The sequence below is a fragment of the Kitasatospora cinereorecta genome (assembly GCF_024172095.1).
Lineage (GTDB): Bacteria > Actinomycetota > Actinomycetes > Streptomycetales > Streptomycetaceae > Kitasatospora > Kitasatospora cinereorecta.
Window position 1 is genome coordinate 734,684 of sequence record NZ_JAMZDX010000002.1, and the last position, 25,120, is coordinate 759,803.

Annotated in this window: 23 protein-coding genes; 22 read left to right on the plus strand and 1 reads right to left on the minus strand. The window is 73.1% G+C overall.

The genetic code is table 11. The features are described 5' to 3' along the window. Window positions 1-198 precede the first annotated feature (198 nt). From pyrR to FHR36_RS10365, 16 genes are all read left to right on the plus strand, one after another. A complete protein-coding gene (pyrR, locus tag FHR36_RS10290) occupies window positions 199-813 on the plus strand; it encodes a bifunctional pyr operon transcriptional regulator/uracil phosphoribosyltransferase PyrR (protein ID WP_253795851.1) in 615 nt (204 codons plus the stop codon). 4 nt (window positions 814-817) lie between these two features. Next, window positions 818-1,798, plus strand: a complete 981-nt coding sequence (locus tag FHR36_RS10295) for an aspartate carbamoyltransferase catalytic subunit (protein WP_253795852.1) — start codon at window positions 818-820, stop codon at window positions 1,796-1,798. Next, a complete protein-coding gene (locus FHR36_RS10300; RefSeq protein ID WP_253795853.1) occupies window positions 1,795-3,087 on the plus strand; it encodes a dihydroorotase in 1,293 nt (430 codons plus the stop codon). The genes FHR36_RS10295 and FHR36_RS10300 overlap by 4 nt, the downstream gene beginning before the upstream one ends. Then, entirely contained in the window at window positions 3,087-3,647 is a 561-nt protein-coding gene (locus FHR36_RS10305; protein WP_253795854.1) for a PH-like domain-containing protein, read from the plus strand. The genes FHR36_RS10300 and FHR36_RS10305 overlap by 1 nt, the downstream gene beginning before the upstream one ends. Further along, window positions 3,644-4,801, plus strand: coding sequence for a glutamine-hydrolyzing carbamoyl-phosphate synthase small subunit (carA, locus tag FHR36_RS10310; RefSeq protein ID WP_253795855.1), 1,158 nt, complete (start codon window positions 3,644-3,646; stop codon window positions 4,799-4,801). Before FHR36_RS10305 ends, carA begins: the two co-directional genes overlap by 4 nt. Continuing rightward, a complete protein-coding gene (gene carB, locus FHR36_RS10315; protein WP_253795857.1) occupies window positions 4,794-8,102 on the plus strand; it encodes a carbamoyl-phosphate synthase large subunit in 3,309 nt (1,102 codons plus the stop codon). Before carA ends, carB begins: the two co-directional genes overlap by 8 nt. 74 nt (window positions 8,103-8,176) lie before the next feature. Next, on the plus strand, window positions 8,177-9,277 hold the full coding sequence (locus FHR36_RS10320) for a quinone-dependent dihydroorotate dehydrogenase (RefSeq protein ID WP_253795858.1): 1,101 nt from the start codon (window positions 8,177-8,179) through the stop codon (window positions 9,275-9,277). Window positions 9,278-9,305: 28 nt separating this feature from the next. Beyond that, window positions 9,306-10,157: a dihydroorotate dehydrogenase electron transfer subunit gene (locus FHR36_RS10325; RefSeq protein ID WP_253795860.1), complete on the plus strand. Its 852-nt coding sequence runs from the start codon at window positions 9,306-9,308 to the stop codon at window positions 10,155-10,157. Then, window positions 10,157-11,134: a dihydroorotate dehydrogenase gene (locus FHR36_RS10330; protein ID WP_253795862.1), complete on the plus strand. Its 978-nt coding sequence runs from the start codon at window positions 10,157-10,159 to the stop codon at window positions 11,132-11,134. The genes FHR36_RS10325 and FHR36_RS10330 overlap by 1 nt, the downstream gene beginning before the upstream one ends. Continuing rightward, on the plus strand, window positions 11,131-11,970 hold the full coding sequence (gene pyrF / locus FHR36_RS10335) for an orotidine-5'-phosphate decarboxylase (protein ID WP_253795863.1): 840 nt from the start codon (window positions 11,131-11,133) through the stop codon (window positions 11,968-11,970). The genes FHR36_RS10330 and pyrF overlap by 4 nt, the downstream gene beginning before the upstream one ends. 228 nt (window positions 11,971-12,198) lie before the next feature. Continuing rightward, the gene (gene mihF / locus FHR36_RS10340) at window positions 12,199-12,525 is read left to right on the plus strand and encodes an integration host factor, actinobacterial type (protein ID WP_253795864.1); all 327 of its coding nucleotides are present in this window, start codon (window positions 12,199-12,201) and stop codon (window positions 12,523-12,525) included. Between the two features lie 49 nt (window positions 12,526-12,574). After that, the gene (gene gmk / locus FHR36_RS10345; RefSeq protein ID WP_253795865.1) at window positions 12,575-13,132 is read left to right on the plus strand and encodes a guanylate kinase; all 558 of its coding nucleotides are present in this window, start codon (window positions 12,575-12,577) and stop codon (window positions 13,130-13,132) included. Window positions 13,133-13,189: 57 nt separating this feature from the next. After that, window positions 13,190-13,456, plus strand: a complete 267-nt coding sequence (gene rpoZ, locus FHR36_RS10350) for a DNA-directed RNA polymerase subunit omega (RefSeq protein WP_253795866.1) — start codon at window positions 13,190-13,192, stop codon at window positions 13,454-13,456. Between the two features lie 151 nt (window positions 13,457-13,607). After that, on the plus strand, window positions 13,608-14,810 hold the full coding sequence (gene coaBC / locus FHR36_RS10355) for a bifunctional phosphopantothenoylcysteine decarboxylase/phosphopantothenate--cysteine ligase CoaBC (protein ID WP_253795867.1): 1,203 nt from the start codon (window positions 13,608-13,610) through the stop codon (window positions 14,808-14,810). 189 nt (window positions 14,811-14,999) lie between these two features. Further along, entirely contained in the window at window positions 15,000-16,211 is a 1,212-nt protein-coding gene (gene metK / locus FHR36_RS10360) for a methionine adenosyltransferase (protein ID WP_253795868.1), read from the plus strand. A 134-nt stretch (window positions 16,212-16,345) separates the two neighbouring features. Continuing rightward, entirely contained in the window at window positions 16,346-18,421 is a 2,076-nt protein-coding gene (locus FHR36_RS10365; RefSeq protein ID WP_253795870.1) for a primosomal protein N', read from the plus strand. 348 nt (window positions 18,422-18,769) lie between these two features. Here the strand turns inward: FHR36_RS10365 and FHR36_RS10370 are convergent, their stop codons facing one another. Continuing rightward, window positions 18,770-19,297 carry a hypothetical protein gene (locus tag FHR36_RS10370; RefSeq protein ID WP_253795871.1) on the minus strand — a complete coding sequence of 176 codons (528 nt, stop codon included), beginning with the start codon at window positions 19,295-19,297 and terminating at the stop codon, window positions 18,770-18,772. Window positions 19,298-19,497: 200 nt separating this feature from the next. Here FHR36_RS10370 and def point away from each other — a divergent pair, with 200 nt between their 5' ends. From def to FHR36_RS10400, 6 genes are all read left to right on the plus strand, one after another. After that, the gene (gene def, locus FHR36_RS10375; protein WP_253795873.1) at window positions 19,498-20,043 is read left to right on the plus strand and encodes a peptide deformylase; all 546 of its coding nucleotides are present in this window, start codon (window positions 19,498-19,500) and stop codon (window positions 20,041-20,043) included. Window positions 20,044-20,069: 26 nt separating this feature from the next. Continuing rightward, the gene (gene fmt / locus FHR36_RS10380) at window positions 20,070-21,005 is read left to right on the plus strand and encodes a methionyl-tRNA formyltransferase (RefSeq protein ID WP_253795875.1); all 936 of its coding nucleotides are present in this window, start codon (window positions 20,070-20,072) and stop codon (window positions 21,003-21,005) included. A 62-nt stretch (window positions 21,006-21,067) separates the two neighbouring features. Beyond that, complete coding sequence (locus tag FHR36_RS10385) at window positions 21,068-22,501, plus strand: RsmB/NOP family class I SAM-dependent RNA methyltransferase (protein ID WP_253795877.1); 1,434 nt, start codon at window positions 21,068-21,070, stop codon at window positions 22,499-22,501. A 367-nt stretch (window positions 22,502-22,868) separates the two neighbouring features. Beyond that, complete coding sequence (locus FHR36_RS10390) at window positions 22,869-23,840, plus strand: aldo/keto reductase (protein ID WP_253796733.1); 972 nt, start codon at window positions 22,869-22,871, stop codon at window positions 23,838-23,840. 53 nt (window positions 23,841-23,893) lie between these two features. Then, complete coding sequence (locus tag FHR36_RS10395) at window positions 23,894-24,424, plus strand: hypothetical protein (RefSeq protein WP_253795879.1); 531 nt, start codon at window positions 23,894-23,896, stop codon at window positions 24,422-24,424. Window positions 24,425-24,428: 4 nt separating this feature from the next. Continuing rightward, entirely contained in the window at window positions 24,429-25,070 is a 642-nt protein-coding gene (locus tag FHR36_RS10400; RefSeq protein WP_253795880.1) for a C39 family peptidase, read from the plus strand. Window positions 25,071-25,120: the final 50 nt, after the last annotated feature.

Consider the following 25,120-nt stretch of genomic DNA (forward strand, 5'->3'; position numbering starts at 1 on the left):
GGGTACGGCGGCCGTGTCGTAACTCACTGTGAGGTTACGTAGAGTGAGGGTTGCGCGTCAAGCCGAATGGGGCAGTCGTGCGAACGGGGGCTGAACAGCGCACTGCTACCATGGGCAAGGCTCCGGCTGCGGTCGGAGACCATCCCAGACATCCTTTAAGACCCGTCCCGTGAGGCGGGGAAGGAGGTCCGCTTCGGCATGACCACACACGCATCATCGGCACCGCGCCCGCCCCACCAGGTGCTGGACGCCACCGACGTCGCCCGGGTCGTCACCCGGATCGCCCACGAGATCGTGGAGCGCGCCAAGGGCGCGGAGGACGTCGTGCTGCTCGGCATCCACACCCGCGGCGTCCATCTGGCGCGCCGCCTGCAGACGAAGCTCACCCAGATCACCGGGCGAGAGATCCCGTTCGGCACGCTCGACATCACGATGTACCGGGACGACCTGCGGCTGAAGCCCGCGCGGGCCCTGGAGCACACCGAGATCCCGGCCGACGGCATCGACGGCAAGCTCGTCATCCTGGTCGACGACGTGCTCTTCTCCGGCCGGACCATCCGGGCCGCGCTCGACGCGCTCAGCGACATCGGCCGCCCGCGCGCGGTCCAGCTCGCCGTCCTGGTCGACCGCGGCCACCGCGAGCTCCCCATCCGCGCCGACTACGTGGGCAAGAACCTGCCCACCTCGCTGCGCGAGGCCGTCCAGGTCCAGCTCGCCGACACCGACGGCCGCGACGGCGTCCTGGTCGGCGACCGCGACTACACGGCCCGTTCCTCGCAGGCACTCGCTGCCGACCCGCACCTCCCGGAGTAATCGCGTGAAGCGCCACCTCGTCTCCACCGCCGACCTCACCCGTGACGACGCGCTGCTGATCCTGGACACCGCCGAGGAGCTGGCCCAGCTCTCCGGACGGGCCGTCAAGAAGCTGCCCACGCTGCGCGGCCGCACCGTCGTCAACCTCTTCTTCGAGGACTCGACCCGTACCAAGACCTCCTTCGAGGTCGCCGAGAAGCGGCTCTCCGCCGATGTCATCAACTTCTCCGCCAAGGGCTCCTCGGTCTCCAAGGGCGAGAGCCTCAAGGACACCGCGCTCACCCTGCAGGCGATGGGCGCCGACGCGGTGGTCATCCGCCACCACGCCTCCGGCGCGCCGGCCCGCCTGGCCCAGTCCGACTGGCTGCACGGCAGCGTGATCAACGCCGGCGACGGCACCCACGAGCACCCCACCCAGGCGCTGCTCGACGCCTTCACCATGCGGCGCCACCTCAACCCGGGTGCGGGCAAGGACCTGGCCGGGCGCCGGATCACCATCGTCGGCGACGTGCTGCACAGCCGGGTGGCCCGCTCCAACGTCCACCTGCTGAACACCCTGGGCGCCGAGGTCACCTTCGTGGCCCCGCCGACCCTGGTGCCGATCGGCATCGACACCTGGCCCTGCCAGGTCAGCTACGACCTGGACGCCGTGCTGCCGAAGACCGACGCGCTGATGATGCTGCGGGTGCAGCGCGAGCGGATGAACGCCGCGTTCTTCCCCACCGAGCGCGAGTACTCCCGCCGCTACGGCATGGACGGCCTGCGGATGGCGCAGCTGCCCGAGCACGCCATCGTGATGCACCCCGGCCCGATGGTCCGCGGCATGGAGATCACCGCCGAGGTCGCCGACTCCCCGCGCTGCACCGCGGTGGAGCAGGTCGCCAACGGCGTCTCCATCCGGATGGCCGTGCTGTACCTCCTCCTCGGCGGGGCCACCCTCGCTGACGCACCTCGTACCACCGACTCCTCGGAGGCCGCTCAGTGACCACCTACCTGATCCGCAACGCCCAGATCCTCGGCGGGGCCCCGAAGGACATCTACATCGCCGACGGCCTGTTCGCCGAGATCGGCGAGAACCTCGGCCACGAGGCGGACGTCGACATCGACGCGCACGGTCTGATCGCCCTGCCGGGCCTGGTCGACCTGCACACCCACCTGCGCGAGCCCGGCCGCGAGGACGCCGAGACCGTGCTGACCGGCACCCAGGCCGCCGCGATGGGCGGCTACACCGCCGTCCACGCGATGGCCAACACCTTCCCGGTGGCCGACACCGCCGGTGTGGTGGAGCAGGTCTGGCGGCTCGGCCAGGAGCACGGCTACTGCGACGTGCAGCCGGTCGGCGCCGTCACCGTCGGCCTGGAGGGCAAGAAGCTCGCCGAGCTCGGCGCCATGCACGACTCGGCCGCCGGCGTGCGGGTCTTCTCCGACGACGGCAAGTGCGTGGACGACGCGGTGATCATGCGCCGCGCGCTGGAGTACGTGAAGGCGTTCGACGGCGTCGTCGCCCAGCACGCCCAGGAGCCGCGGCTGACCGACGGCGCCCAGATGAACGAGGGCCAGGTCTCCGGCGAGCTCGGGCTGACCGGCTGGCCGGCCGTCGCCGAGGAGTCGATCATCGCCCGCGACGTGCTGCTCGCCGCGCACGTCGGCTCCCGGGTGCACATCTGCCACCTGTCCACCGCCGGCTCGGTGGAGATCGTCCGCTGGGCCAAGCAGAAGGGCTGGGACGTCACCGCCGAGGTGACCCCGCACCACCTGCTGCTCACCGACGAGCTGGTCCGCTCCTACGACCCGGTCTACAAGGTCAACCCGCCGCTGCGCACCGCCGCCGACGTGGAGGCGCTGCGCGCCGCGCTGGCCGACGGCACCATCGACGCCGTCGCCACCGACCACGCCCCGCACCCGGCGGAGGACAAGGACTGCGAGTGGGCGGTCGCCGCGATGGGCATGGTCGGCCTGGAGACCGCGCTGTCGGTGGTCCAGCAGACCATGGTCGACACCGGCCTGCTGAACTGGGAGGGCGTCGCGGACCGGATGTCCCGCCGCCCGGCCCGGATCGGCCGTCTCACCGGCCACGGCCGGCCGATCTCGGTGGGTGAGCCCGCCAACCTGGTGCTGTTCGATCCCGCGTACCGTGGTGCCGTGAACCCGGACGAATTCGCCACCCGCAGCCGCAACACCCCCTACAAGGGCATGGACCTGCCCGGACGGGTGCACGCCACCTTCCTGCGCGGCACGGCCACCGTGCTCGCCGGCGAGCTGGTCGAGCTCTGATGGGTCTGCTCGCACAGGAGCAGGCGAAGGTCACCGACTGGCCCGGGTACCTCGGCTGGACGATCGGTCTGGTGATCGTGATCGCGCTGGTCTACTGGCTGATGCGCCAGGGTTGGAACTGGCGCCGGACCCTGCAGTCCGACCTGCCGCTGCTGCCCGCCCTGCCCGACGACCCGGGCACCCCCCTGCTGGAGACGGCCGGCCGCTACCACGGCACCACCACCGCCGGGAACTGGCTCGACCGGGTCGTCGCGCACGGCCTGGGCACCCGGAGCCTGGCCGACCTGACCCTCACCGAGGCCGGGCTGCTGGTCCGCCGCCCGGGTGATGTCGACCTGTGGATCCCCGCCGAGTCGCTCACCGCCGCGCGCCTCGACTCGGGAATCGCCGGCAAGGTCGTACCGTCCGGACTGCTGGTCGTCACCTGGGACCACCAGGGGACCGCGCTGGACTCCGGTTTCCGGGCCGACCACGCCGCCGAGCACGCCGCCTGGGTCGCGGCCCTCGAAGCACTGGTTACACGTACGAAGACGAAGAAGACGGAAGAGGCCGCACCATGACCGCACCTGTCCCCACCACCCAGCGCTCACGGCGGGAGCGCGTGCCCGCCGTGCTCGTCCTGGAGGACGGCCGGACCTTCCGCGGCCAGGCGTACGGCGCGACCGGCGAGACCTTCGGCGAGGCGGTCTTCAACACCGGCATGTCCGGCTACCAGGAGACCCTCACCGACCCGTCGTACCACCGCCAGGTGGTCGTGATGACCGCCCCGCAGATCGGCAACACCGGCTGGAACGACGAGGACGACGAGTCGAAGCAGATCTGGGTCGCCGGGTACGTCGTCCGCGACCCCTCCCGGGTGTCCTCCAACTGGCGGGCCCGGCGCTCGCTGGACGAGGAGCTGGAGCGCCAGGGCGTCGTCGGCATCAGCGGCATCGACACCCGCGCGCTCACCCGCCACCTGCGCGAGCGCGGCGCGATGCGGGTCGGCATCTTCTCCGGTGCGGCGATCGCCGACCAGGCCGCCCTGCTGGCCAGGGTGCAGTCCGCGCCCGAGATGAAGGGCGCCGACCTGTGCGCCGAGGTGGCCACCACCGAGGCGTACGTCGTCCCGGCGATCGGTGAGAAGAAGTTCACCGTCGCCGCCCTGGACCTCGGCATCAAGGCGATGACCCCGCAGCGGATGGCCGAGCGCGGCATCGAGGTGCACGTGCTCCCCGCCAACTCCAGCATCGAGGACGTCTACGCGGTCGAGCCCGACGGCGTGTTCTTCTCCAACGGCCCGGGCGACCCGGCCACCGCCGACCACCAGGTCGAGGTGGCGAAGGGCGTGCTGGCGCGGAAGACCCCGTTCTTCGGCATCTGCTTCGGCAACCAGATCCTCGGCCGGGCGCTGGGCTTCGGCACCTACAAGCTCAAGTACGGCCACCGCGGCATCAACCAGCCGGTGCAGGACCGCACCACCGGCAAGGTCGAGGTCACCGCGCACAACCACGGCTTCGCCGTGAACGCACCGCTGGACAAGGTGAGTGACACCCCGTTCGGGCGCGTCGAGGTCTCCCACGTCTGTCTCAACGACGACGTGGTCGAGGGCCTGCAGGCGCTCGACGTCCCCGCCTTCAGCGTGCAGTACCACCCCGAAGCGGCAGCCGGCCCGCACGACGCCGCCTACCTCTTCGACCGCTTCGTGAGCCTTATGGAGGGCCAGCGTGCCTAAGCGCACCGACATCAAGTCCGTCCTGGTCATCGGCTCCGGCCCGATCGTCATCGGCCAGGCGGCGGAGTTCGACTACTCCGGCACCCAGGCCTGCCGCGTCCTCAAGGCCGAGGGCCTGCGGGTGATCCTGGTCAACTCCAACCCGGCGACCATCATGACCGACCCGGAGATCGCCGACGCCACCTACGTCGAGCCGATCACCCCGGAGTTCGTCGAGAAGATCATCGCCAAGGAGCGCCCCGACGCGCTGCTGCCGACCCTGGGCGGCCAGACCGCGCTCAACACCGCGATCTCGCTGCACCAGGCCGGGACGCTGGAGAAGTACAACGTCGAGCTGATCGGCGCCGACGTCGAGGCGATCAACAAGGGCGAGGACCGCGAGCTGTTCAAGGGCGTGGTCGAGGCGGTCAACGCCAAGATCGGCCACGGCGAGTCCGCCCGCTCGGTGATCTGCCACTCGATGGAGGACGTGCTGGCGGGCGTCGACACGCTCGGCGGCTACCCCGTCGTCGTCCGGCCGTCCTTCACCATGGGCGGCGCCGGCTCCGGCTTCGCCCACGACGAGGAGGACCTGCGCCGGATCGCCGGCCAGGGCCTGACCCTCTCGCCGACCACCGAGGTGCTCCTGGAGGAGTCCATCCTCGGCTGGAAGGAGTACGAGCTGGAGCTGATGCGCGACAAGCACGACAACGTCGTGGTCGTCTGCTCCATCGAGAACTTCGACCCGATGGGCGTGCACACCGGCGACTCGATCACCGTCGCCCCGGCGATGACCCTGACCGACCGCGAGTACCAGATCCTGCGCGACATCGGCATCGCGGTCATCCGCGAGGTCGGCGTGGACACCGGCGGCTGCAACATCCAGTTCGCGGTCAACCCGGAGGACGGCCGGGTCATCGTGATCGAGATGAACCCGCGCGTCTCCCGCTCCTCGGCGCTGGCCTCCAAGGCGACCGGCTTCCCGATCGCCAAGATCGCGGCCAAGCTGGCGGTCGGCTACACGCTGGACGAGATCCCGAACGACATCACCGAGCAGACCCCGGCCTCCTTCGAGCCGACCCTCGACTACGTCGTGGTCAAGGTCCCGCGGTTCGCGTTCGAGAAGTTCCCGAGCGCCGACGCCACCCTCACCACCACCATGAAGTCGGTCGGCGAGGCCATGGCCATGGGCCGCAACTTCCCCGAGGCGCTGCAGAAGGCGCTGCGCTCGCTGGAGAAGAAGGGCTCGCAGTTCTCCTGGACCGGCGAGACGGGCGACAAGGCCGCGCTGCTGGCGAAGGCGGTCGTCCCGACCGACGGCCGGATCAACACCGTGATGGACGCCATCCGGGCCGGCGCCACCCCCGAGGAGGTGTTCGACGCCACCAAGATCGACCCGTGGTTCGTCGACCAGCTCTTCCTGCTGGACGAGATCGCCGGCGAGCTGGCCGCCGCCGAGAAGCTCACCCCCGAGCTGCTCCGGGAGGCCAAGCGGCACGGCTTCTCCGACCAGCAGATCGGCGAGATCCGCGGCCTGAAGGCCGACGTGGTCCGCGAGGTGCGGCACGCGCTGGGCATCCGCCCGGTCTTCAAGACCGTCGACACCTGCGCCGCCGAGTTCGCCGCCAGGACCCCGTACTTCTACTCGTCCTACGACGAGGAGTCCGAGGTCGCGCCGCGCACCAAGCCCGCCGTGATCATCCTCGGCTCCGGCCCGAACCGCATCGGCCAGGGCATCGAGTTCGACTACTCCTGCGTCCACGCCTCCTTCGCGCTGGCCGACGCCGGGTACGAGACCGTGATGGTCAACTGCAACCCGGAGACCGTCTCCACCGACTACGACACCTCCGACCGGCTCTACTTCGAGCCGCTCACCCTGGAGGACGTGCTCGAGATCGTCCACGCCGAGCAGCAGGCCGGCCCGCTGGCCGGTGTGATCGTCCAGCTCGGCGGCCAGACCCCGCTGGGCCTGGCCCAGGCGCTCAAGGACAACGGCGTGCCGGTGGTCGGCACCTCGCCCGAGGCGATCCACCTCGCCGAGGAGCGCGGCGCCTTCGGCCGGGTGCTGCGCGACGCCGGCCTGCCGGCCCCCAAGCACGGCACCGCCTTCTCCTTCGAGGAGGCCAAGGCCATCGCCGACGAGATCGGCTACCCGGTGCTCGCCCGCCCGTCGTACGTGCTCGGCGGCCGCGGCATGGAGATCGTCTACGACGAGGCCTCGCTCGCCTCCTACCTGGAGCGGCACGCCGGTCTGATCTCCGAGCACCCGGTGCTGATCGACCGCTTCCTCGACGACGCGGTGGAGATCGACGTCGACGCCCTCTACGACGGCGAGGACCTGTACCTCGGCGGCGTGATGGAGCACATCGAGGAGGCCGGCATCCACTCCGGCGACTCCGCCTGCGCGCTGCCCCCGATCACCCTCGGCGGCTACGACATCAAGCGCCTGCGGACCGCCACCGAGGGCATCGCCAAGGGCGTCGGCGTGCGCGGCCTGATCAACATCCAGTTCGCGCTGGCCGGCGACATCCTGTACGTCCTGGAGGCCAACCCGCGCGCCTCCCGGACCGTGCCGTTCACCTCCAAGGCCACCGCCGTCCCGCTGGCCAAGGCGGCGGCCCGGATCTCGCTCGGCGCCACCATCGCCGAGCTGCGCCAGGAGGGCCTGCTCCCGGCCGAGGGCGACGGCGGCACCCTGCCGGCCGACGCGCCGATCTCGGTCAAGGAGGCCGTGATGCCGTGGTCGCGCTTCCGCGACGTGCACGGCCGCGGCGTGGACACCGTGCTCGGCCCCGAGATGCGCTCCACCGGCGAGGTCATGGGCATCGACCGGGTCTTCGGCACCGCGTACGCCAAGTCCCAGTCCGGCGCCTACGGCGCGCTGCCCACCAAGGGCAAGGTCTTCGTCTCGGTCGCCAACCGCGACAAGCGCAACCTGGTCTTCCCGGCCCGGGCGCTGGTCGAGCTCGGCTTCGAGCTGCTCGCCACCACCGGCACCGCCGAGGTGCTGCAGCGGGCCGGCATCCCGGCCACCGTGGTGCGCAAGCACTCCGAGGGCGAGGGGCCGAACGGCGAGAAGACCATCGTCCAGCTGATCCACGACGGTGCGATCGACCTGATCATCAACACCCCGTACGGCACCGGCGGCCGGATGGACGGCTACGAGATCCGCACCGCGGCCGTCTCGCGCGCCGTGCCCTGCCTGACCACCGTGCAGGCGATGGGCGCGGCCGTGCAGGGCATCGACGCGCTGCTGCGCGGCGAGGTCGGCGTGATGTCGCTCCAGGAGCACGCGGCGCTGATCAACGCGGGCCGCAAGTAAGTCGATCCTGTGGGGGGCACACCGGAAACCCCGGAGTGCCCCCCACACCCCTGTGCAACCTCAGGAAGGGCGCCGTGTACAAGCTCCTGTTCGACCTGGTCTTCAAGAAGATGGACCCGGAGAAGGCCCACCACCTCGCCTTCTTCTGGATCCGGCTGGCCGCCTCCGTCCCCGGGCTGCGCTCGCTGGTCAAGCTGGTGCTCGCGCCGCGCGACAAGAAGCTGCGCACCACCGCGCTGGGCCTCGACCTGCCCGGCCCGTTCGGCCTCGGCGCCGGCTTCGACAAGGACGGCATCGGCATCGACGGCCTGGCCATGCTCGGCTTCGACTTCGTCGAGATCGGGACGGTCACCGGTGAGCCGCAGCCCGGCAACCCGACCCCGCGGCTGTTCCGCCTGGTCGAGGACCGCGCGCTGATCAACCGGATGGGCTTCAACAACCAGGGCTCGGCCCGGGTCGCCAAGCGGCTGGCCGCCCGCCCGCACACCACCTCCACCCCGGTGATCGGCGTCAACATCGGCAAGACCAAGGTCGTCCCGGAGACCGAGGCCACCGCCGACTACCTGAAGAGCGCCAAGGCGCTCGCCCCGTACGCCGACTACCTGGTCGTCAACGTCTCCTCGCCGAACACCCCGGGCCTGCGCAACCTCCAGGCGGTGCAGGTGCTCGGCCCGCTGCTGTGGGACGTGCGCAAGGCCGCCGACGAGGTGACCAACCACCACGTGCCGCTGCTGGTCAAGATCGCCCCCGACCTGGCCGACGAGGACATCGACGAGATCGCCGACATGGCCATGCACCTCGGCCTGGACGGCATCATCGCCACCAACACCACGATCGGCCGCGAGGGCCTGGCCACCGACCCGGCGCGGATCGAGGAGATCGGCATGGGCGGCCTGTCCGGCGCCCCGCTGAAGGCCCGCTCGCTGGAGGTGCTGCAGCGGCTGCGCGCCCGTACCGAGGGCCGGCTGACCATCGTCTCGGTCGGCGGCATCGAGACCGCCGAGGACGCCTGGCAGCGCATCATCCACGGCGCCGACCTGGTCCAGGGCTACAGCGCCTTCATCTACGAGGGCCCGTTCTGGATGCGCCGGGTCCACAAGGGCCTCTCCGCCCGCCTGCGGGCCGGCGGCCACGCGAGCATCGCCGACGCCGTCGGCACGGCCAAGGCCGCGTAGCGGCGGACCGCGAGGAGGGCGAGCTCGGATGGCGAATCCCGTGGTGACCCGGGCCGAGGTGCTGGAGGTCGCGCCCGAAGGGGCGTACCACCGGCTGGTGCTGCGGGCGCCGGAGGCGGCGCCGCGGGTGCGGCCGGGGCACTTCGCGACCCTGGCGCTGGGCGAGACCTCGGCGCTGCTGCTGCGGCGGGCGTTCGCCGTCCTGCGGGCCGACCCGGCGGCCGGGACGCTGGAGCTGGTGGTCGCCGAACGCGGCGCCGGCACCCGCGAGCTGGTCCGCACCCCGGTCGGGGCGACGCTGAGCCTGATCGCCCCGCTCGGCACGCCCTTCCCACTGCCGGACGGGCCGGTGACCGCCCTGCTGGTCGCCGACGGCCACGGCAGCGCACCGCTGTTCGCCCTCGCCGAGCGGATCCTCGAACGCGGCGGCCAGGTCGGCTTCCTGCTCGGCGCCGCCGACGCGCCCGGCCTGTACGGCGTCGACCGGGCCCGGGCCCTCACCCGGGACGTCCTGGTGGTCACCGAGGACGGCTCGGCCGGCCTGGCCGGCCACGTCACCGGACCGCTGGCCCAGGCCATCGAGGCGATCGACGCCGACGTCGTCCACGCCTGCGGGCCCGAGCCGATGCTCGCCGCGGTCACCGCGGCGGCCGCCGGGCACGGGCTGCGCTGCTGGACCGCGGTGCAGACGCCGATGGCCTGCGGCACCGGCATCTGCATGACCTGCGTCCTGCCGGTGGTCGGCGCCGACGGCGTCAGCCGCTTCGTCCGGACCTGCACCGAGGGCCCGGTGTTCGACGGCGGCCGGGTCCGCTGGGCCGACATCGGCACCGTCCCGGACGACCTGGCGGGCGCCGCCGGAATGGGGGGGCAGCTCTGATGGATCCCCAGGACGTCGACCTCAGCGTCCCGTTCGGGCCGCTCACCCTCCCCAACCCGCTCACCACCGCCGCCGGCTGCGCCGGCTACGGGCGTGAACTCGCCCGCTTCGTCCCGCTGGACGAGCTCGGCTCGGTCACCACCAAGACCATCATGCTCGGGCCCCGCTCCGGCCTGCCCGCGCCGCGGATGGCCGAGACCCCGTCCGGCATGCTCAACGCGGTCGGCCTGCAGGGCTCCGGCGTCGACCACCTGATCGGCTCCGAGCTGCCCTGGCTGGCCGAGCGCGGCGCCCGGGTGCTGGTCTCGATCGCCGGGGAGCGGGTGGAGGACTTCGCCGAACTCGCCCGGCGGCTGGCCGGGCAGCCCGCGGTGATCGGCCTGGAGCTCAACATCTGCGGCCCCACCTCGGCCGGCCGCGGCCTGCTGTTCGCCGGGAACCCGGCCACCTCGTACGACGTGGTCCGGGCCGTCCGCAAGGCGGTCGGCGCCGCCCTGCCGGTCTACGCCAAGCTCTCCCCGGACGTCACCTCGATCACCGAGATCGCCGCCGCCTGCGTCAAGGCCGGCGCCGACGGCCTCTCGATGATCAACACCACCCTCGGCGCGGCGATCGACCTGGACACCCTGCGCCCGGCCCTGGCCGGCGGCACCGGCGGCCTGTCCGGACCGGCGATCCGGCCGATCGCGGTCCGCTGCGTCTACCAGGTGCACGCCGCGATGCTCGCCGGACGCATCCCCGCCGCGCCGATCCTCGGCATGGGCGGCATCGCCTCCGGCCGCGACGCCCTCGAGTTCGCCCTCGCCGGAGCGAGCGGCCTGGCCGTCGGCACCGCCCTCTTCCACGACCCCACGGCCCCGCTGCGCATCCTCGACGAGCTGCGCACCGAGCTGGCCGCCCGGGGCTTCTCCTCGTACGCCGACGTGGTGGGCCTCGCCCACAGCCGCGGCCGAACCCGACCCGAAAGGACCCCATGACCACCCTCGCCCCCTTCGGCGCCCGGCTGCGCCAGGCCCTCGACACCCGCGGCCAGCTGTGCGTGGGCATCGACCCGCACGCCTCGCTGCTCACCGCCTGGGGCCTGAACGACGACGTGGCCGGCCTGGAGACCTTCTCCCGGACCGTGGTCGAGGCACTCGCCGACCGGGTCGCCGTGCTCAAGCCGCAGGCCGCCTTCTTCGAGCGCTTCGGCTCCCGGGGCATCGCGGTGCTGGAGCGCAGCGTCGCCGAGGCCCGGGCGGCCGGCGCGCTGGTGCTGATGGACGCCAAGCGCGGCGACATCGGCTCCACCATGGCCGCATACGCGGAGACCTTCCTGGCCGAGGGCAGCCCGCTGTTCTCGGACGCGCTGACCGTCAGCCCGTACCTGGGCTTCGGCTCGCTGCAGCCGGCGCTCGACCTCGCCCGCGCCCAGGGGTGCGGCATCTTCGCGCTGGCGCTCACCTCCAACCCGGAGGGCCACGAGGTGCAGCGCGCGGTCGGCGCGGACGGCCAGAGCGTGGCGCAGGCGGTGCTGCGCCGGCTCGCGGCGGAGAACGCCGGCGCCGAGCCGCTCGGCTCCTTCGGCGCGGTGGTCGGTGCGACCCTCGCCGAGGCCGGGGTGGACCTGGCGATCAACGGTCCGCTGCTGGCCCCCGGCGTGGGCGCGCAGGGCGCGACCGCGAAGGACCTGCCGCGGGTGTTCGGCGCCTCGGTGCGCAACGTGGTGCCCTCGGTCAGCCGTGACGTGCTGAAGCACGGGCCGTCGGTCGCGGCGCTGCGCGAGGCCGCGCAGGTGTTCATCGACGATGTGAGCGCCGTCACAAACGCGTGAGAATACCGGCCGCAGAGCGGCCGATTTGCCCGGAAAGTCCTGGGTCGGCCCCGGCTGACCAGGACTTTTCGTGTTCTTTTCCTGACGTGGCGGCTCAAGTTGGGTAGTGTCCGGCGGTAGGTCGCCGAATGGCGGCGGTTTCGGCCGCTGCCGCAGGTCAGAGCCTGTTGGCGTCCGGGCACCACCAGTCATGGCTCATCCCTTCCATCCACACCTGAGGTGAACGGCGTGGCTCTTCCGCCCCTTACTCCTGAACAGCGCGCCGCTGCGCTCGCCAAGGCCGCCGAGGCTCGTCGGAAGCGTGCCGACGTCAAGAACCGGCTCAAGCACTCCGGCGCTTCGCTGCACGACGTGATCAAGGCCGGCAAGGCCGATGACGAGGTCATCGGCAAGATGAAGGTCTCCGCTCTGCTCGAGTCCCTGCCGGGCGTCGGCAAGGTCCGCGCCAAGCAGATCATGGAGCGTCTCGGCATCTCCGAGAGCCGCCGCGTGCGCGGCCTCGGTACGAACCAGATCGCTTCCCTGGAGCGCGAGTTCGGCGGCGCTGCCGGCTGAGACCGGCCCCGAGGTCTCCGGAACGTCCGCGATCCGGGATAATCGGTGCATGAGTGAGCGTCCGCGGCTGACCGTGCTCTCCGGCCCCTCCGGTGTCGGCAAGAGCACGGTCGTCGCTCATATGAGGAAGCAGTACCCCGAGGTCTGGCTCTCGGTGTCGGCGACGACCCGCCACCCGAGGCCCGGTGAGAAGGACGGGGTCCAGTACCACTTCGTCGACAACGACCAGTTCGACAAGCTGGTGGCCAACGGCGAGCTGCTGGAGTGGGCCGTGTTCGCCGGCAACCGGTACGGCACGCCGCGGCAGGCCGTCCTGGACAAGCTCGAGCGCGGCGAGCCGGTGCTGCTGGAGATCGACCTGCAGGGCGCCCGCCAGGTGCGCGAGTCGATGCCCGAGGCGCAGCTGGTCTTCCTGGCCCCGCCGAGCTGGGAGGAGCTGGTCCGTCGGCTCACCGGCCGGGGCACCGAACCGCAGCACGTGATCGACGAGCGGCTCGAGGCGGCCAAGGTGGAGCTGGCGGCCGAGTCGGAGTTCGACACGACGCTTGTCAACACCTCGGTCGAGCAGGTAGCGGCCGAACTGCTAGCCTTGCTCGGTGTAGCCTGACCGGATCGGCTCTGTGAGCAGATCCTCAGATTTTCTCTCCACTCGGAAGGTTTTCGCGTGTCCTCTTCGATGACTGCGCCCGAGGGCATCATCAACCCGCCGATCGATGAGCTGCTCGAGGCCACCGACTCCAAGTACAGCCTGGTGATCTACGCGGCCAAGCGTGCGCGCCAGATCAACGCGTACTACTCGCAGCTCGGCGAGGGCCTGCTCGAGTACGTCGGCCCGCTGGTCGACACCCACGTGCACGAGAAGCCGCTGTCGATCGCGCTGCGCGAGATCAACGCCGGCCTGCTGACCGCGGAGGCCGTCGAGGCCGCCTGAGCCCCGCACCTCGGAAGGGCCCCCGGAGCACTGCTCCGGGGGCCCTTCCTTGCTGTCCGCCCCCGTACCCGCTGTGCTCCCCGCCACGTCGCCGGGGGAGTCTGAAGGGTCGTAAGGTGGCCTCGAACCCACCCGGAGGAGAACCGCCCCCATGACCGCGCCCCGTGTCGTCCTCGGTGTCAGCGGCGGCATCGCCGCGTACAAGGCCTGCGAGCTGCTGCGACGGCTCACCGAGTCCGGCCACCAGGTGACGGTGGTGCCGACCGCCGCCGCGCTGCACTTCGTCGGCGAGGCGACCTGGGCGGCGCTGTCGGGCCGCCCGGCGGCGACCGAGACGTGGGAGAGCGTCCACGAGGTCCCGCACGTGCGGATCGGGCAGAACGCCGACCTGGTGGTGGTCGCCCCGGCCACCGCCGACCTGATGGCCAAGGCCGCCCACGGCCTCGCCGACGACCTGCTGACCAACACCCTGCTGACCGCGCGCTGTCCGGTGGTCTTCGCCCCCGCGATGCACACCGAGATGTGGGAGCACCCAGCCACCCAGGAGAACGTCGCCACCCTGCGCCGGCGCGGCGCGATCGTGCTGGACCCGGCGGAGGGCCGGCTGACCGGCAAGGACACCGGCAAGGGCCGGCTGCCCGAGCCGTCCGAGATCTTCGAGGCGTGCCGGCGGGTGCTGGCCCGCGGCGACCTCGCGCAGGACCTGGCCGGACGCCACGTGGTGGTCTCGGCCGGCGGCACCCGCGAGCCGCTCGACCCGGTGCGGTTCCTCGGCAACCGCTCCTCCGGCAAGCAGGGCTACGCGCTGGCCGCCACCGCCGCCGCCCGCGGCGCCCGGGTGACGCTGCTGTCCGCCAACGCCGAACTGCCCGACCCGGCCGGGGTGGACGTGGTGCGGGTCTCCACCGCGCTGCAGCTGCGCGACGCCGCGCTCAAGGCCGTGGTCGACGCCGACGTCGTGGTGATGGCCGCCGCGGTGGCCGACTTCCGGCCGGCCGAGTACGTCACCGGCAAGATCAAGAAGGTGGACGGGGTGGACCCCGCCCCGGTCGCCCTGGTGCGCAACCCCGACATCCTCGCCGAGATCTCCGCGCACCGGGCCCGCCCCGGCCAGCTGGTGGTCGGCTTCGCCGCCGAGACCGACGACGTGCTCGCCAACGGCCGGGCCAAGCTCGCCCGCAAGGGCTGCGACCTGCTGGTGGTCAACGAGGTGGGCGACTCCAAGGCCTTCGGCCTGGACACCAACGCGGCCGTGGTGCTCGCCGCCGACGGCGCGGAAGTCCACATTCCGGACGGTCCCAAGGAGAACCTGGCGGACGCCGTCTGGGACCAGGTGGCCGCCCGACTCCGGTGATGCCGGGGAATCGCAAGGGGCTTGGCACTGGGCCCCCCGTGTGATCCTTGCCGCTGTGACAAGCCGGGCCGACCAGGGAGTCCCCGCGGAAGGTACCCGACCGTTACACTCCAGGAATCAAGTCTTTCCGGATGCCTCGGGAGCCCCGGGCGCATTCAGTCAGCAGCCGCTGCAACCCCAGGGAGCGCTGTGTCTCGCCGCCTGTTCACGTCGGAGTCCGTCACCGAGGGACACCCCGACAAGATCGCTGACCAGATCAGCGACACCATCCTGGACGCCCTCCTCAAGGAGGACCCGAGCTCCCGCGTCGCCGTGGAGACCCTGATCACCACGGGCCTGGTGCACGTGGCCGGCGAGGTCACCACCAAGGCGTACGCGCCGATCGCCCAGCTCGTTCGGGACAAGATCCTCGAGATCGGCTACGACAGCTCCAAGAAGGGCTTCGACGGCGCCTCCTGCGGCGTGTCGGTGTCCATCGGATCGCAGTCGCCCGACATCGCGCAGGGCGTCGACACCGCCCACGAGCACCGCGTCGAGGGCGAGGACGACGAGCTGGACCGCCAGGGCGCCGGCGACCAGGGCCTGATGTTCGGCTACGCGTGCGACGACACGCCCGAGCTGATGCCGCTGCCGATCACCCTCGCGCACCGCCTCTCGCGCCGGCTGACCGAGGTCCGCAAGAACGGGACCATCCCGTACCTGCGCCCCGACGGCAAGACCCAGGTCACCATCGAGTACGACGGCGACAAGGCCGTCCGCCTCGACACCGTGGTGGTCTCCTCGCAGCACGCCTCGGACATCGACCTGGAGTCGCTGCTGACCCCGGACATTCGCGAGTTCGTCGTGGAGCCGGAGCTCAAGCGCCTGGAGCAGGACGGCATCAAGCTCGTCACCGAGGGCTACCGCCTGCTGGTCAACCCGACCGGCCGCTTCGAGATCGGCGGCCCGATGGGCGACGCCGGCCTCACCGGTCGCAAGATCATCATCGACACCTACGGCGGCATGGCCCGCCACGGCGGCGGCGCCTTCTCCGGCAAGGACCCGTCCAAGGTCGACCGCTCCGCCGCGTACGCGATGCGCTGGGTCGCCAAGAACATCGTCGCCGCGGGCCTCGCCAAGCGGGCCGAGGTGCAGGTCGCGTACGCGATCGGCAAGGCCGAGCCGGTGGGTCTGTTCGTCGAGACCTTCGGCACCGAGACCGTGCCGGTCCTGGACATCCAGGCCGCCGTCGCCAAGGTCTTCGACCTGCGTCCGGCCGCGATCATCCGCGACCTGGACCTGCTGCGCCCGATCTACGCCCAGACCGCGGCGTACGGCCACTTCGGCCGTGAGCTGCCGGACTTCACCTGGGAGCGGACCGACCGGGTCGACGAGCTGAAGGCGGCTGTCGCCGCGAGCTGACGCTGTTGAGTCAGTAGGGGCGCGAGGAACTGCGCGGCCGGCCACGCTCTACGTGAGTGCATGGCTGGTCGCGCAGTTTCTCGCGCCCCTTACGTATGCCCTGTTCTGTCCGAGGGCTGCGCTATGTTGGCCGGATGAGCAGCACGGACGGGGCCGGGGAGCAGCTGGCGTTCATCCGCGAGACGGTGCGGAAGGCGAAGCCGCGGGCGGCCCGGGGCGTGGAGCTGGCGGACCGGTTGCCGGTGGCCCGGGTGCTGGTGGACAAGGGCGTGCTCAGCCTCGACCAGTTCTTCGACTACGCGGTGCCCGCGGCGATGGCGGACGAGGCCAGGCCCGGGGTGCGGGTGCGGGTGCGGTTCGGCGGGCGGGTGGGGGCGTCCGGCCGGCGTGAGGGCGGGGCGCTGCACGACGGGTTCGTGGTCGAGCGCCGGGAGACGTCCGACTACGCCGGGCCGCTGGCGCCGCTGGCGCGGGTGCTGTCGTCCGAGCAGGTGCTGACGCCGGAGCTGCTGCGGCTGTGCCGGGCGGTGGCGGACCGGTACGCGGGCAGCCTGGCGGACGTGCTGCAGCTGGCGATCCCGCCGCGCCACGCGGGCGCCGAGGGCGAGCCGTCGCCGCGTCCGCTGCCGCCGCCGTCCGTGCCGGAGCCGGGCGGGTGGGCGCGGTACCCGCACGGTCCGGCGTTCCTGTCGTCGCTGGCGGCGGGCCATGCGCCGCGCGCGGTGTGGACGGCGCTGCCGGGGCCCGGCTGGCCGGAGGAGATCGCCCGGGCGGTGGCCGCCACCCTCGCCTCGGGGCGGGGCGCGCTGGTGGTGCTGCCGGACGGGCGGAGCGTCGCACGGGTGGACGAGGCGCTGACCGCGCTGCTCGGGAGCGGCCGGCACGCGGTGCTGGCGGCAGACGCGGGCCCGCAGGAGCGGTACCGGCGCTGGTTGGCGGTCAGCCGCGGTTCGGTGCAGGCCGCGATCGGGACCCGGGCGGCGATGTTCGCGCCGGTCCGGCGGCTCGGTCTGGTGGTGGTGTGGTCGGACGGCGACTCCAGCCACAGCGACCTCAACGCGCCGTACCCGCACGTCCGTGAGGTGGCGCTGCTGCGCGCCGCGGAGGAGGGGGCGGGGGCGCTGATCGGCGGGGTGGCGACCACGGTGGAGGCGGCCCAGCTGGTGCGCAGCGGGTGGGCCCGGCCGCTGGCGGCGGAGCGGGAGACCGTCCGGGCGCTGGCCCCGCGGGTGCGGACGGTCACCGACCTGGACCAGGCGCGGGACGCGGCCGCGCAGGCGGCCCGGTTGCCGTCGGTGGCGTGGGAGACCGCCCGGGAGGCGCTGACCCGCGGGCCGGTGCTGATCCAGGTGCCGCGGCGCGGCTACGTGCCGAGCCTGGCGTGCGGGCGGTGCCGGACCCCGGCCCGCTGCCGGGCGTGCGGCGGGCCGCTGCAGGCGGGCGGTGCGGACGCGCCGCTGGAGTGCGCCTGGTGCGGCACGGCGGAGACCGACTGGCATTGCGTGGAGTGCGGCTCGTTCAAACTGCGGGCCCAGGTGGTCGGCGCCCGCCGGACGGCGGAGGAGCTCGGCCGGGCGTTCCCGCGGGTGCCGGTGCGCACCTCGGGGCGCGAGTCGGTGCTGGCGTCGGTGCCGGACGCCCCGGCGCTGGTCATCTCCACTCCGGGAGCGGAGCCGGTGGCGGAGGGCGCCGGGTACGCGGCGGCGTTGCTGCTGGACGGGTGGGCGTTGCTCGGTCGGCCCGATCTGCGGGCCGGCGAGGAGGCGCTGCGGCGCTGGCTGACCGCGGCGGCGCTGGTCCGGCCGGTGGGGGAGGGTGGAGCGGTGGTGGTGGTCGCCGAGCCGACCGCCCGGGCGGTGCAGGCGCTGGTGCGGTGGGATCCGGCCGGCCACGCGGGCGTGGAGCTGGACGAGCGGGAGCAGTTGCGCTTCCCGCCGGTCTCGCGGATGGCGTCGGTGACCGGGTCGGCGGCGGCGGTGGCCGACCTGCTGGGACTGCTGCGGCTGCCCGAGGGCGCGGACGTGCTCGGTCCGGTGCCGGTCCCGGCGGTCGGGGGGAAGGGCGAGGAGACGGAGCGGGCGCTGATCCGGGTCGCCCCCGGGCAGGGCGCGGCCCTGGCGGCCGCGCTGAAGGCCGGGCAGATCGCGCGGATGGCGCTGCGGACGGGGGATCCGGTGCGGATCCGGATCGACCCGGTCGACATCGGCTGAGTACGGCCCGGCCGGCCGGTCCCATGGGCGGCGCGACCTCCCGTACGGGCACACGTTCTTCGAGTGGGCGTACGTCGTCCGGGGCCGCGGCGTCCGGACCGTCGACCTGGTCGGGCACCCGCTGGAGCCGCCCGAGCTGTCCGTGCTCGCGTCCGGGGCGCGGCGGGGCCCGTCGCCCCGGGCCCGTCCGGCTCGGCCGCCGCCGATCGGGCAGCGGGCCGCGCCGGGTTCCGGTGGACGGGCCCGGTCGGGGTCGGACGGGAGCGGACGGAAGCGGACGGAAGCGGTGGTGGTGCGGTCGGGGTTCGGGCCGCTGCCCGGTGGGGGCCGGGCTCGGACCGGTGTCGGTCAGCGGCCGAGGCGGGCGGCCTGCGGGGCGGGGAGGCCGCCCTGGCGGGCCTGCGGGACGGCGCGGACGAGCGACGTGGCGGCCTCCTCGCGCTGGGTGGGCAGGGCGGGTTCGGGGACGCGCTCGTCGCGCGGGGCGGCGGGGGTCGGGACCGCGGCGGCGGCCAGCAGGTCGCCGGCGGTCCGGCGCATGCCGTAGCGGCGGTGGACGGCCTGCTTGGTGACGCCGAGCGCCGAGCCGACCGAGTCCCAGGAGAAGCCCAGGGCCCGGTCGAACTCGACGGCGGCGGCCACCAGCGTCTCCACGCTCTCGCGCAGTTCCTGGGCGAGGCGGACGGTCGGGGCGGGCGCCCGGCCGTACACCACGAACCCGGCGGAGGTGCTGGGTCGCCTCGGGCGGTACACGTTGCCCAGCTGCGCGGTGAGCGTGCGCAGGGCGTCGACCTGGCGCCGGACCCGCTCGATGTCCCGCACCAGCAGGTGCAGGCTCGCCCGGGCCCGGGCGTCGTGGTTGATCTGCTCGGCCATGGCCTGGATGCCACCTCTCCATCGGATCGGGTCAATTCCACTTGACCAACGTCCGAGGGCCCGGCTGGTCACGCGCGAGATGAGAGTCGGGGTATGCCGGAAGCCGGGCCGAAGGGCCTGCCGGGATTGCATAGACTTCCCGGTGATCGTCCCTCTGCGCGCCGCCAGGGGGTGCCCGCGGCGAACAGGAGACCTCGGCCATGGCCGTCCAGCCGATCCGGATCTTCGGCGACCCCGTCCTGCGGGCCACCGCGAAGCCGGTGACCGCCTTCGACAAGGAGCTGCGCCGGCTCGTCAAGGACCTCACGGACACCATGCTGGAGGCCCCCGGCGCCGGCCTGGCCGCACCCCAACTCGGGATATCCCTGCGGGTGTTCACCTACAACGTGGACGGCGTGGTCGGCCACCTGGTCAACCCCGACCTGGCGCTGACCGACGAGGAGCAGGACGGTCCCGAGGGCTGCCTGTCGCTGCCCGGCCTGACCTTCGACACCAAGCGCGCCTACGGCGTGGTGGCGAAGGGCTTCAACATGTACGGCGACCCGGTGACGGTCGAGGGGACGCAGCTGCTGTCGCGCTGCATCCAGCACGAGACCGACCACCTGGACGGGATCGTCTTCATCGACCGGCTCGACCGCGAGCAGCGCAAGGCCGCGCTGAAGGCGATCCGGGAGGCGGACTGGGGCAACGGCCCCGCGCCGACCGTGAAGATCTCGCCGCACTCCACCTTCGGCACCGCCCGCTGACCGCACCCGCTACGAAAGGCTCCGACTTGCGCCTCGTCTTCGCCGGCACCCCCGAGGTCGCCGTACCCGCCCTGGACGCCCTGCTGGCCTCGGACCGGCACGAGGTGGTCGCGGTGGTCACCCGCCCCGACGCCCCGGCCGGCCGCGGCCGCCGGCTGGTCGCCAGCCCGGTCGCCCAGCGCGCCGAGGAGGCCGGGATCGAGGTGCTGAAGCCGGCGAAGCCGAGCGACCCGGAGTTCCTCGCCCGGCTCACCGAGATCGCCCCGGACTGCTGCCCGGTGGTCGCCTACGGCGCCCTGCTGCGGCCCGGCGCGCTGGAGATCCCCGCGCACGGCTGGGTCAACCTGCACTTCTCACTGCTGCCCGCCTGGCGCGGCGCGGCCCCGGTGCAGCACGCCGTGCTGGCCGGCGACGAGGTGACCGGCGCGTCCACCTTCCGGATCGAGGAGGGCCTGGACTCCGGCCCGGTGTTCGGCGTGATCACCGAGGAGATCCGGGCCACCGACACCAGCGGCGAGCTGCTGACCCGCCTGTCGCACTCCGGTGCCCGGCTGCTGGCCGCCACCATGGACGGCATCGCCGACGGCTCGCTCAACGCCGTGCCGCAGCCGGCCGACGGCATCACCCTGGCGCCGAAGATCAACCCCGAGGACGCCCGGATCGAGTGGACCCACCCCGCGCTGCGGGTCGACCGGCTGGTGCGCGGCTGCGCCCCCGCCCCGGGCGCCTGGACCACCTTCCGCGGCGAGCGACTGAAGCTCTCCGGCCCGGTCACCCTGCTGCCCGGCTCGGCGCTGCTCGCCCCCGGCGAGCTGGCCGTGGCCAAGAACAGCGTCCGGGTCGGCACCGGCAGCCACGAGCTGGAGCTGGGCGAGGTGCAGCCGCAGGGCAAGAAGCCGATGCGGGCGGCAGACTGGGCGCGAGGGGTCCGGATCGAGTCCGGCGAACGGCTCGGCGACTGACCCACCTTCCACCAGCCGATCTTTCCACCCACTGATTCCGCAGCACCTTCCCGAGGCATCCCGTGAGCACCCCGCCCGGCGCCAAGCGCGCCCCCCGTCCGCACCGTCGTCCCAAGAAGGACCCGGCCCGCATCGTCGCCTTCCGCGCGCTGCGCGCCGTCGACGAGCGCGACGCGTACGCCAACCTGATCCTGCCCTCCCTGCTGCGCGAGGCCGAGCAGAAGGGCATGGAGCGGCGCGACGCCGCCCTCGCCACCGAGCTGGTCTACGGCACCCTGCGCATGCAGGGCACCTACGACGCGGTCATCGCCGCCTGCATCGACCGGCCGCTGCGCGAGGTCGACCCGCCGGTGCTGGACGTGCTCTCGCTCGGCGCGCACCAGCTGCTGGCCACCCGCATCCCCACCCACGCAGCTGTCTCGGCCACCGTCGAGCTGGCCCGGGCGGTGCTCGGCGACGGCAAGGCCAAGTTCGTCAACGCGGTGCTGCGGCGGATCAGTTCGCAGGACCTGGCGGCGTGGGTCGAGCAGGTCGCCCCGCCGTACGACGAGGACGCCGAGGACCACCTGGCCGTGGTCCACTCCCACCCGCGCTGGGTGGTCTCCTCGCTGTGGGACTCGCTCGGCCGCTGGCAGCCCGAGGCCTCCGGCCGCACCGCCATGGAGGAGCTGTTGCAGGCCGACAACGAGCGGCCCGAGGTGACCCTGGTCGCCCGCCCCGGCCGCTCCACCGTCGAGGAGCTGCGCGAGGCCCTGCCCGAGGTCGAGGCCGGCCGCTGGTCCCCGTACGCGCTGCGGCTCGCCGAGGGCGGCGACCCGGCCGGGCTGGAGGCCGTCCGCGAGAACCGGGCCGGAGTCCAGGACGAGGGCAGCCAGCTGGTCGCGCTGGCGCTCGCGGCCGCGCCGCTGGACGGGCCGGACCGGGTCTGGCTGGACGGCTGCGCCGGCCCCGGAGGCAAGGCCGCGCTGCTCGGCGCGCTCGCCGCCGAGCGGGGCGCCGCGCTGGTCGCCTCCGAGAAGCAGCCGCACCGCGCCCGCCTGGTCGCCCGCGCACTGGCCGGCAACCCCGGTCCGTACACGGTGATCGCCGCCGACGGGACGAAGCGGGCGTGGCGCGAGGGCGCCTTCGACCGGGTGCTGGTGGACGTGCCCTGCTCCGGGCTCGGCGCGCTGCGCCGCCGCCCCGAGGCGCGCTGGCGCCGCCGCCCCGAGGACATCGCCGGCTTCGGGCCGCTCCAGCGCGACCTGCTGCGCGGGGCGATCGCGGCTACTCGGGTCGGTGGCGTGGTCGGCTACGCCACCTGCTCCCCGCACCTGGCGGAGACCCGCGCCGTCGTCGACGACGTGCTGCGCGGCCGCGAGGACCTGGAGTGGATCGACGCCCGTCCGCTGCTGCCGGGCCTGCCCGGTCTCGGCGACGGCCCCGACGTCCAGCTGTGGCCGCACCTGCACGGCACCGACGCGATGTACCTGGCGCTGCTGCGCCGCACCGCCTGATCCCGTCCGACTGCCCCGGTCAGCCGGCCGGGGCGGGCGGGACCAGGGCGGTGCGGCCCGGGACGCCGGCCGCGGCGTCACCGACCGGCTGCGCACCATGGCGGTCTCCCGCCTCGGCCTGGCCGCGAGCCGGCGGATCCGCCACGGACTCGGGCCGGCCGTCGGCAAGGAGGAGGTGGCCGGTCAACTGGCCGTGCGGGTCCTCCCGTTCGCAATGCTCACCAACGCCTTCGTACCCACCGGCGGGATGCCGGGCCGGCTCGCCGCGACCGCCGACCGGAATCCGGTGACCGCGGCCGGTGACCGTACCCGGCGGCCGGGCGTGCATGCTGGACAACGTGGCCGGTGCAGGGCGAGGGTGGTGGCCATGGAGTACACCCACCTCGGCCGCACCGGCCTGACCGTCTCCCGCCTGTGCCTGGGCACCATGAACTTCGGTCCGCACACCGACGAGCCCAACGCGCACGCCATCATGGACGCCGCGCACGAGCACGGCATCAACTTCTTCGACACCGCCAACGTCTACGGCTGGGGCGCGAACAAGGGCCTCACCGAGACCATCATCGGCAACTGGTTCGCCAAGGGCGGCGGCCGCCGCGAGAAGACCGTGATCGCCACCAAGCTGTACGGCGACATGGGGGAGTGGCCCAACGAGGGGCGGCTGTCGGCGCTGAACATCCGCCGCGCGGTCGACGCCAGCCTGCGGCGGCTGCAGACCGACCACATCGACCTCTACCAGATGCACCACATCGACCGGGCCACTCCCTGGGAGGAGATCTGGCAGGCGATGGAGGTGCTGACCGCCCAGGGCAAGATCATCTACGTCGGCTCCAGCAACTTCGCCGGCTGGCACATCGCGCAGGCCCAGGAGGCCGCCCGGGCCCGCAACTTCCTCGGCCTGACCAGCGAGCAGTCGCTGTACAACCTGCTGGAGCGCAGCATCGAACGGGAGGTCGTCCCCGCCGCCCAGCACTACGGCCTCGGCCTGATCCCGTGGTCCCCGCTGCACGGCGGACTGCTCGGCGGGGTGCTGCGCAAGGAGCGGGAGGGCGTCCGCCGGACGATGGGCCGCTCCGCCGAGACCCTGGAGGCCAAGCGCGAACAGCTCCAGGCGTACGAGGACCTGGCCGCCGAAGTCGGCCACGAGCCTGGCGACATCGCGCTCGCCTGGCTGCTCTCCCGACCCGCCGTCACCGCGCCGATCGTCGGCCCCCGTACGGCCGAGCAACTGCACGCCGCCGTCCGCGCGCTGTCGCTGCACCTGGACCAGAAGACCCTCGACCGGCTCGACGAGATCTTCCCCGGCCACCGCACCGCCCCGGAGGACTACGCCTGGTAGAACTGGTGTCCTGCCCGGCGTCGCCCGCCGGGCAGGACACCGAGGGGGATCGGATGCGACGGCGGACCGTGATCGGGCTCGGCGCGGGAGCGGGAATCGGGTTCGGACTGCTGGGGCTCGGCCGACTGCTCTCCCCGGCGGCCGACGCGGCCTCGCCGAAGCCGCCTCTGCGCACCGAGACCGCCCCGCTGGAGCGGCGGTTCCCGCAACTCGGCCCGCTCTCCGACGCGAAGTGGCTGATCGACTCCGACGCGGACGACGCACGATCGCTTCCCTCGCCCGACCACGAGCTCGCCGGCTTCGTCCGTGCCCGCCCCGGCCTGCTGGCCGAGCTCCGGGCGGCCTTCGCCTTCGCGCCCGAGCAGCCGCCGACGTTCTCCTCCTGGTGGGAGGGCCCGCTGGCGGAGGCCGTCCCCAAGGACGTGCGGTGGGTGCGCAGCGAGGCCTTCGACGCCTCCGGGACGAACCACGGGTGGTTCCTCTTCGACCCCGGCAGTGACCTCGTATTCTTCCGCGCCGTCAACCCGCAGGTGGTCGTCGGGCCGTCGGTTGCGCCGCAGTCGGGCGGAAGTGCGTCAGGATGATGGGGTGAAGCCGATCATCCATCAGGTGCCGTACTACTCCCAGTGGGAGTCGCCCGAACTCGTGCCCGACATCCTGGACGGCACCGTCCAGGCCGCGGACGATCCGCTGTGGGAGCGCTCGGGCGCGGCGAGCGAGGAGGAGTACGAGTACTGGTCCTGGCGGCTGTGCGGTATGGCCTGCCTGCGGATGGCGCTCGACTTCTGGTGGGGCGTGGCACCCGCGGCCGTCCGGCTGGCGGAGGAGTGCCTGGAGGCCGGCGCGTACGTCCGGCACCCGGACGGCCGACTGGACGGGCTGACCCACGTGCCGTTCGCCGCCTACGTCCGCGAGCGCTGGGGCCTGGACGCCCAGGCGCACGCGCCGCTGCCGCCCGACCTCGTCCGCCGGGAGCTCGCCGAGGGACGGCTGGTGATGCTCTCCGTCCACCCCAGCATCCGCACCCTGGAGCCCCAGCCGCCCCGGCAGGGCGGACACCTGGTGCTGGCGGTCGGCGCGGACGAGCGGGAACTGCTGATCCACAACCCGTCCGGCTTCCCCGACGGCTCGCAGCAGTACGCCAAGGTGCCGTGGGGCGACCTCGAACGCTTCTACGCCGGACGCGGCATCGTGCTCGGGCCGCCCAGCCGGCCGCGCGCCGAGGACTGAGCCCTGCTGCTGCGCCCTGCCGCGGGCCGGGCGGCGGAAACCGGAGCGAG

What these genes read in the sequence shown, in the direction of transcription:
- carA (WP_253795855.1), top strand. Translation starts at nt 3,644, where the DNA reads ATGACCGCACCTGTCCCCACCACCCAGCGCTCACGGCGGGAGCGCGTG.
- FHR36_RS10325 (WP_253795860.1), top strand. Translation starts at nt 9,306, where the DNA reads ATGGCGAATCCCGTGGTGACCCGGGCCGAGGTGCTGGAGGTCGCGCCC.
- FHR36_RS10395 (WP_253795879.1), top strand. Translation starts at nt 23,894, where the DNA reads ATGCGACGGCGGACCGTGATCGGGCTCGGCGCGGGAGCGGGAATCGGG.
- def (WP_253795873.1), top strand. Translation starts at nt 19,498, where the DNA reads ATGGCCGTCCAGCCGATCCGGATCTTCGGCGACCCCGTCCTGCGGGCC.
- FHR36_RS10365 (WP_253795870.1), top strand. Translation starts at nt 16,346, where the DNA reads ATGAGCAGCACGGACGGGGCCGGGGAGCAGCTGGCGTTCATCCGCGAG.
- FHR36_RS10305 (WP_253795854.1), top strand. Translation starts at nt 3,087, where the DNA reads ATGGGTCTGCTCGCACAGGAGCAGGCGAAGGTCACCGACTGGCCCGGG.
- FHR36_RS10370 (WP_253795871.1), bottom strand. Translation starts at nt 19,297, where the DNA reads ATGGCCGAGCAGATCAACCACGACGCCCGGGCCCGGGCGAGCCTGCAC.
- pyrF (WP_253795863.1), top strand. Translation starts at nt 11,131, where the DNA reads ATGACCACCCTCGCCCCCTTCGGCGCCCGGCTGCGCCAGGCCCTCGAC.
- FHR36_RS10330 (WP_253795862.1), top strand. Translation starts at nt 10,157, where the DNA reads ATGGATCCCCAGGACGTCGACCTCAGCGTCCCGTTCGGGCCGCTCACC.
- FHR36_RS10390 (WP_253796733.1), top strand. Translation starts at nt 22,869, where the DNA reads ATGGAGTACACCCACCTCGGCCGCACCGGCCTGACCGTCTCCCGCCTG.
- gmk (WP_253795865.1), top strand. Translation starts at nt 12,575, where the DNA reads ATGAGTGAGCGTCCGCGGCTGACCGTGCTCTCCGGCCCCTCCGGTGTC.
- pyrR (WP_253795851.1), top strand. Translation starts at nt 199, where the DNA reads ATGACCACACACGCATCATCGGCACCGCGCCCGCCCCACCAGGTGCTG.
- coaBC (WP_253795867.1), top strand. Translation starts at nt 13,608, where the DNA reads ATGACCGCGCCCCGTGTCGTCCTCGGTGTCAGCGGCGGCATCGCCGCG.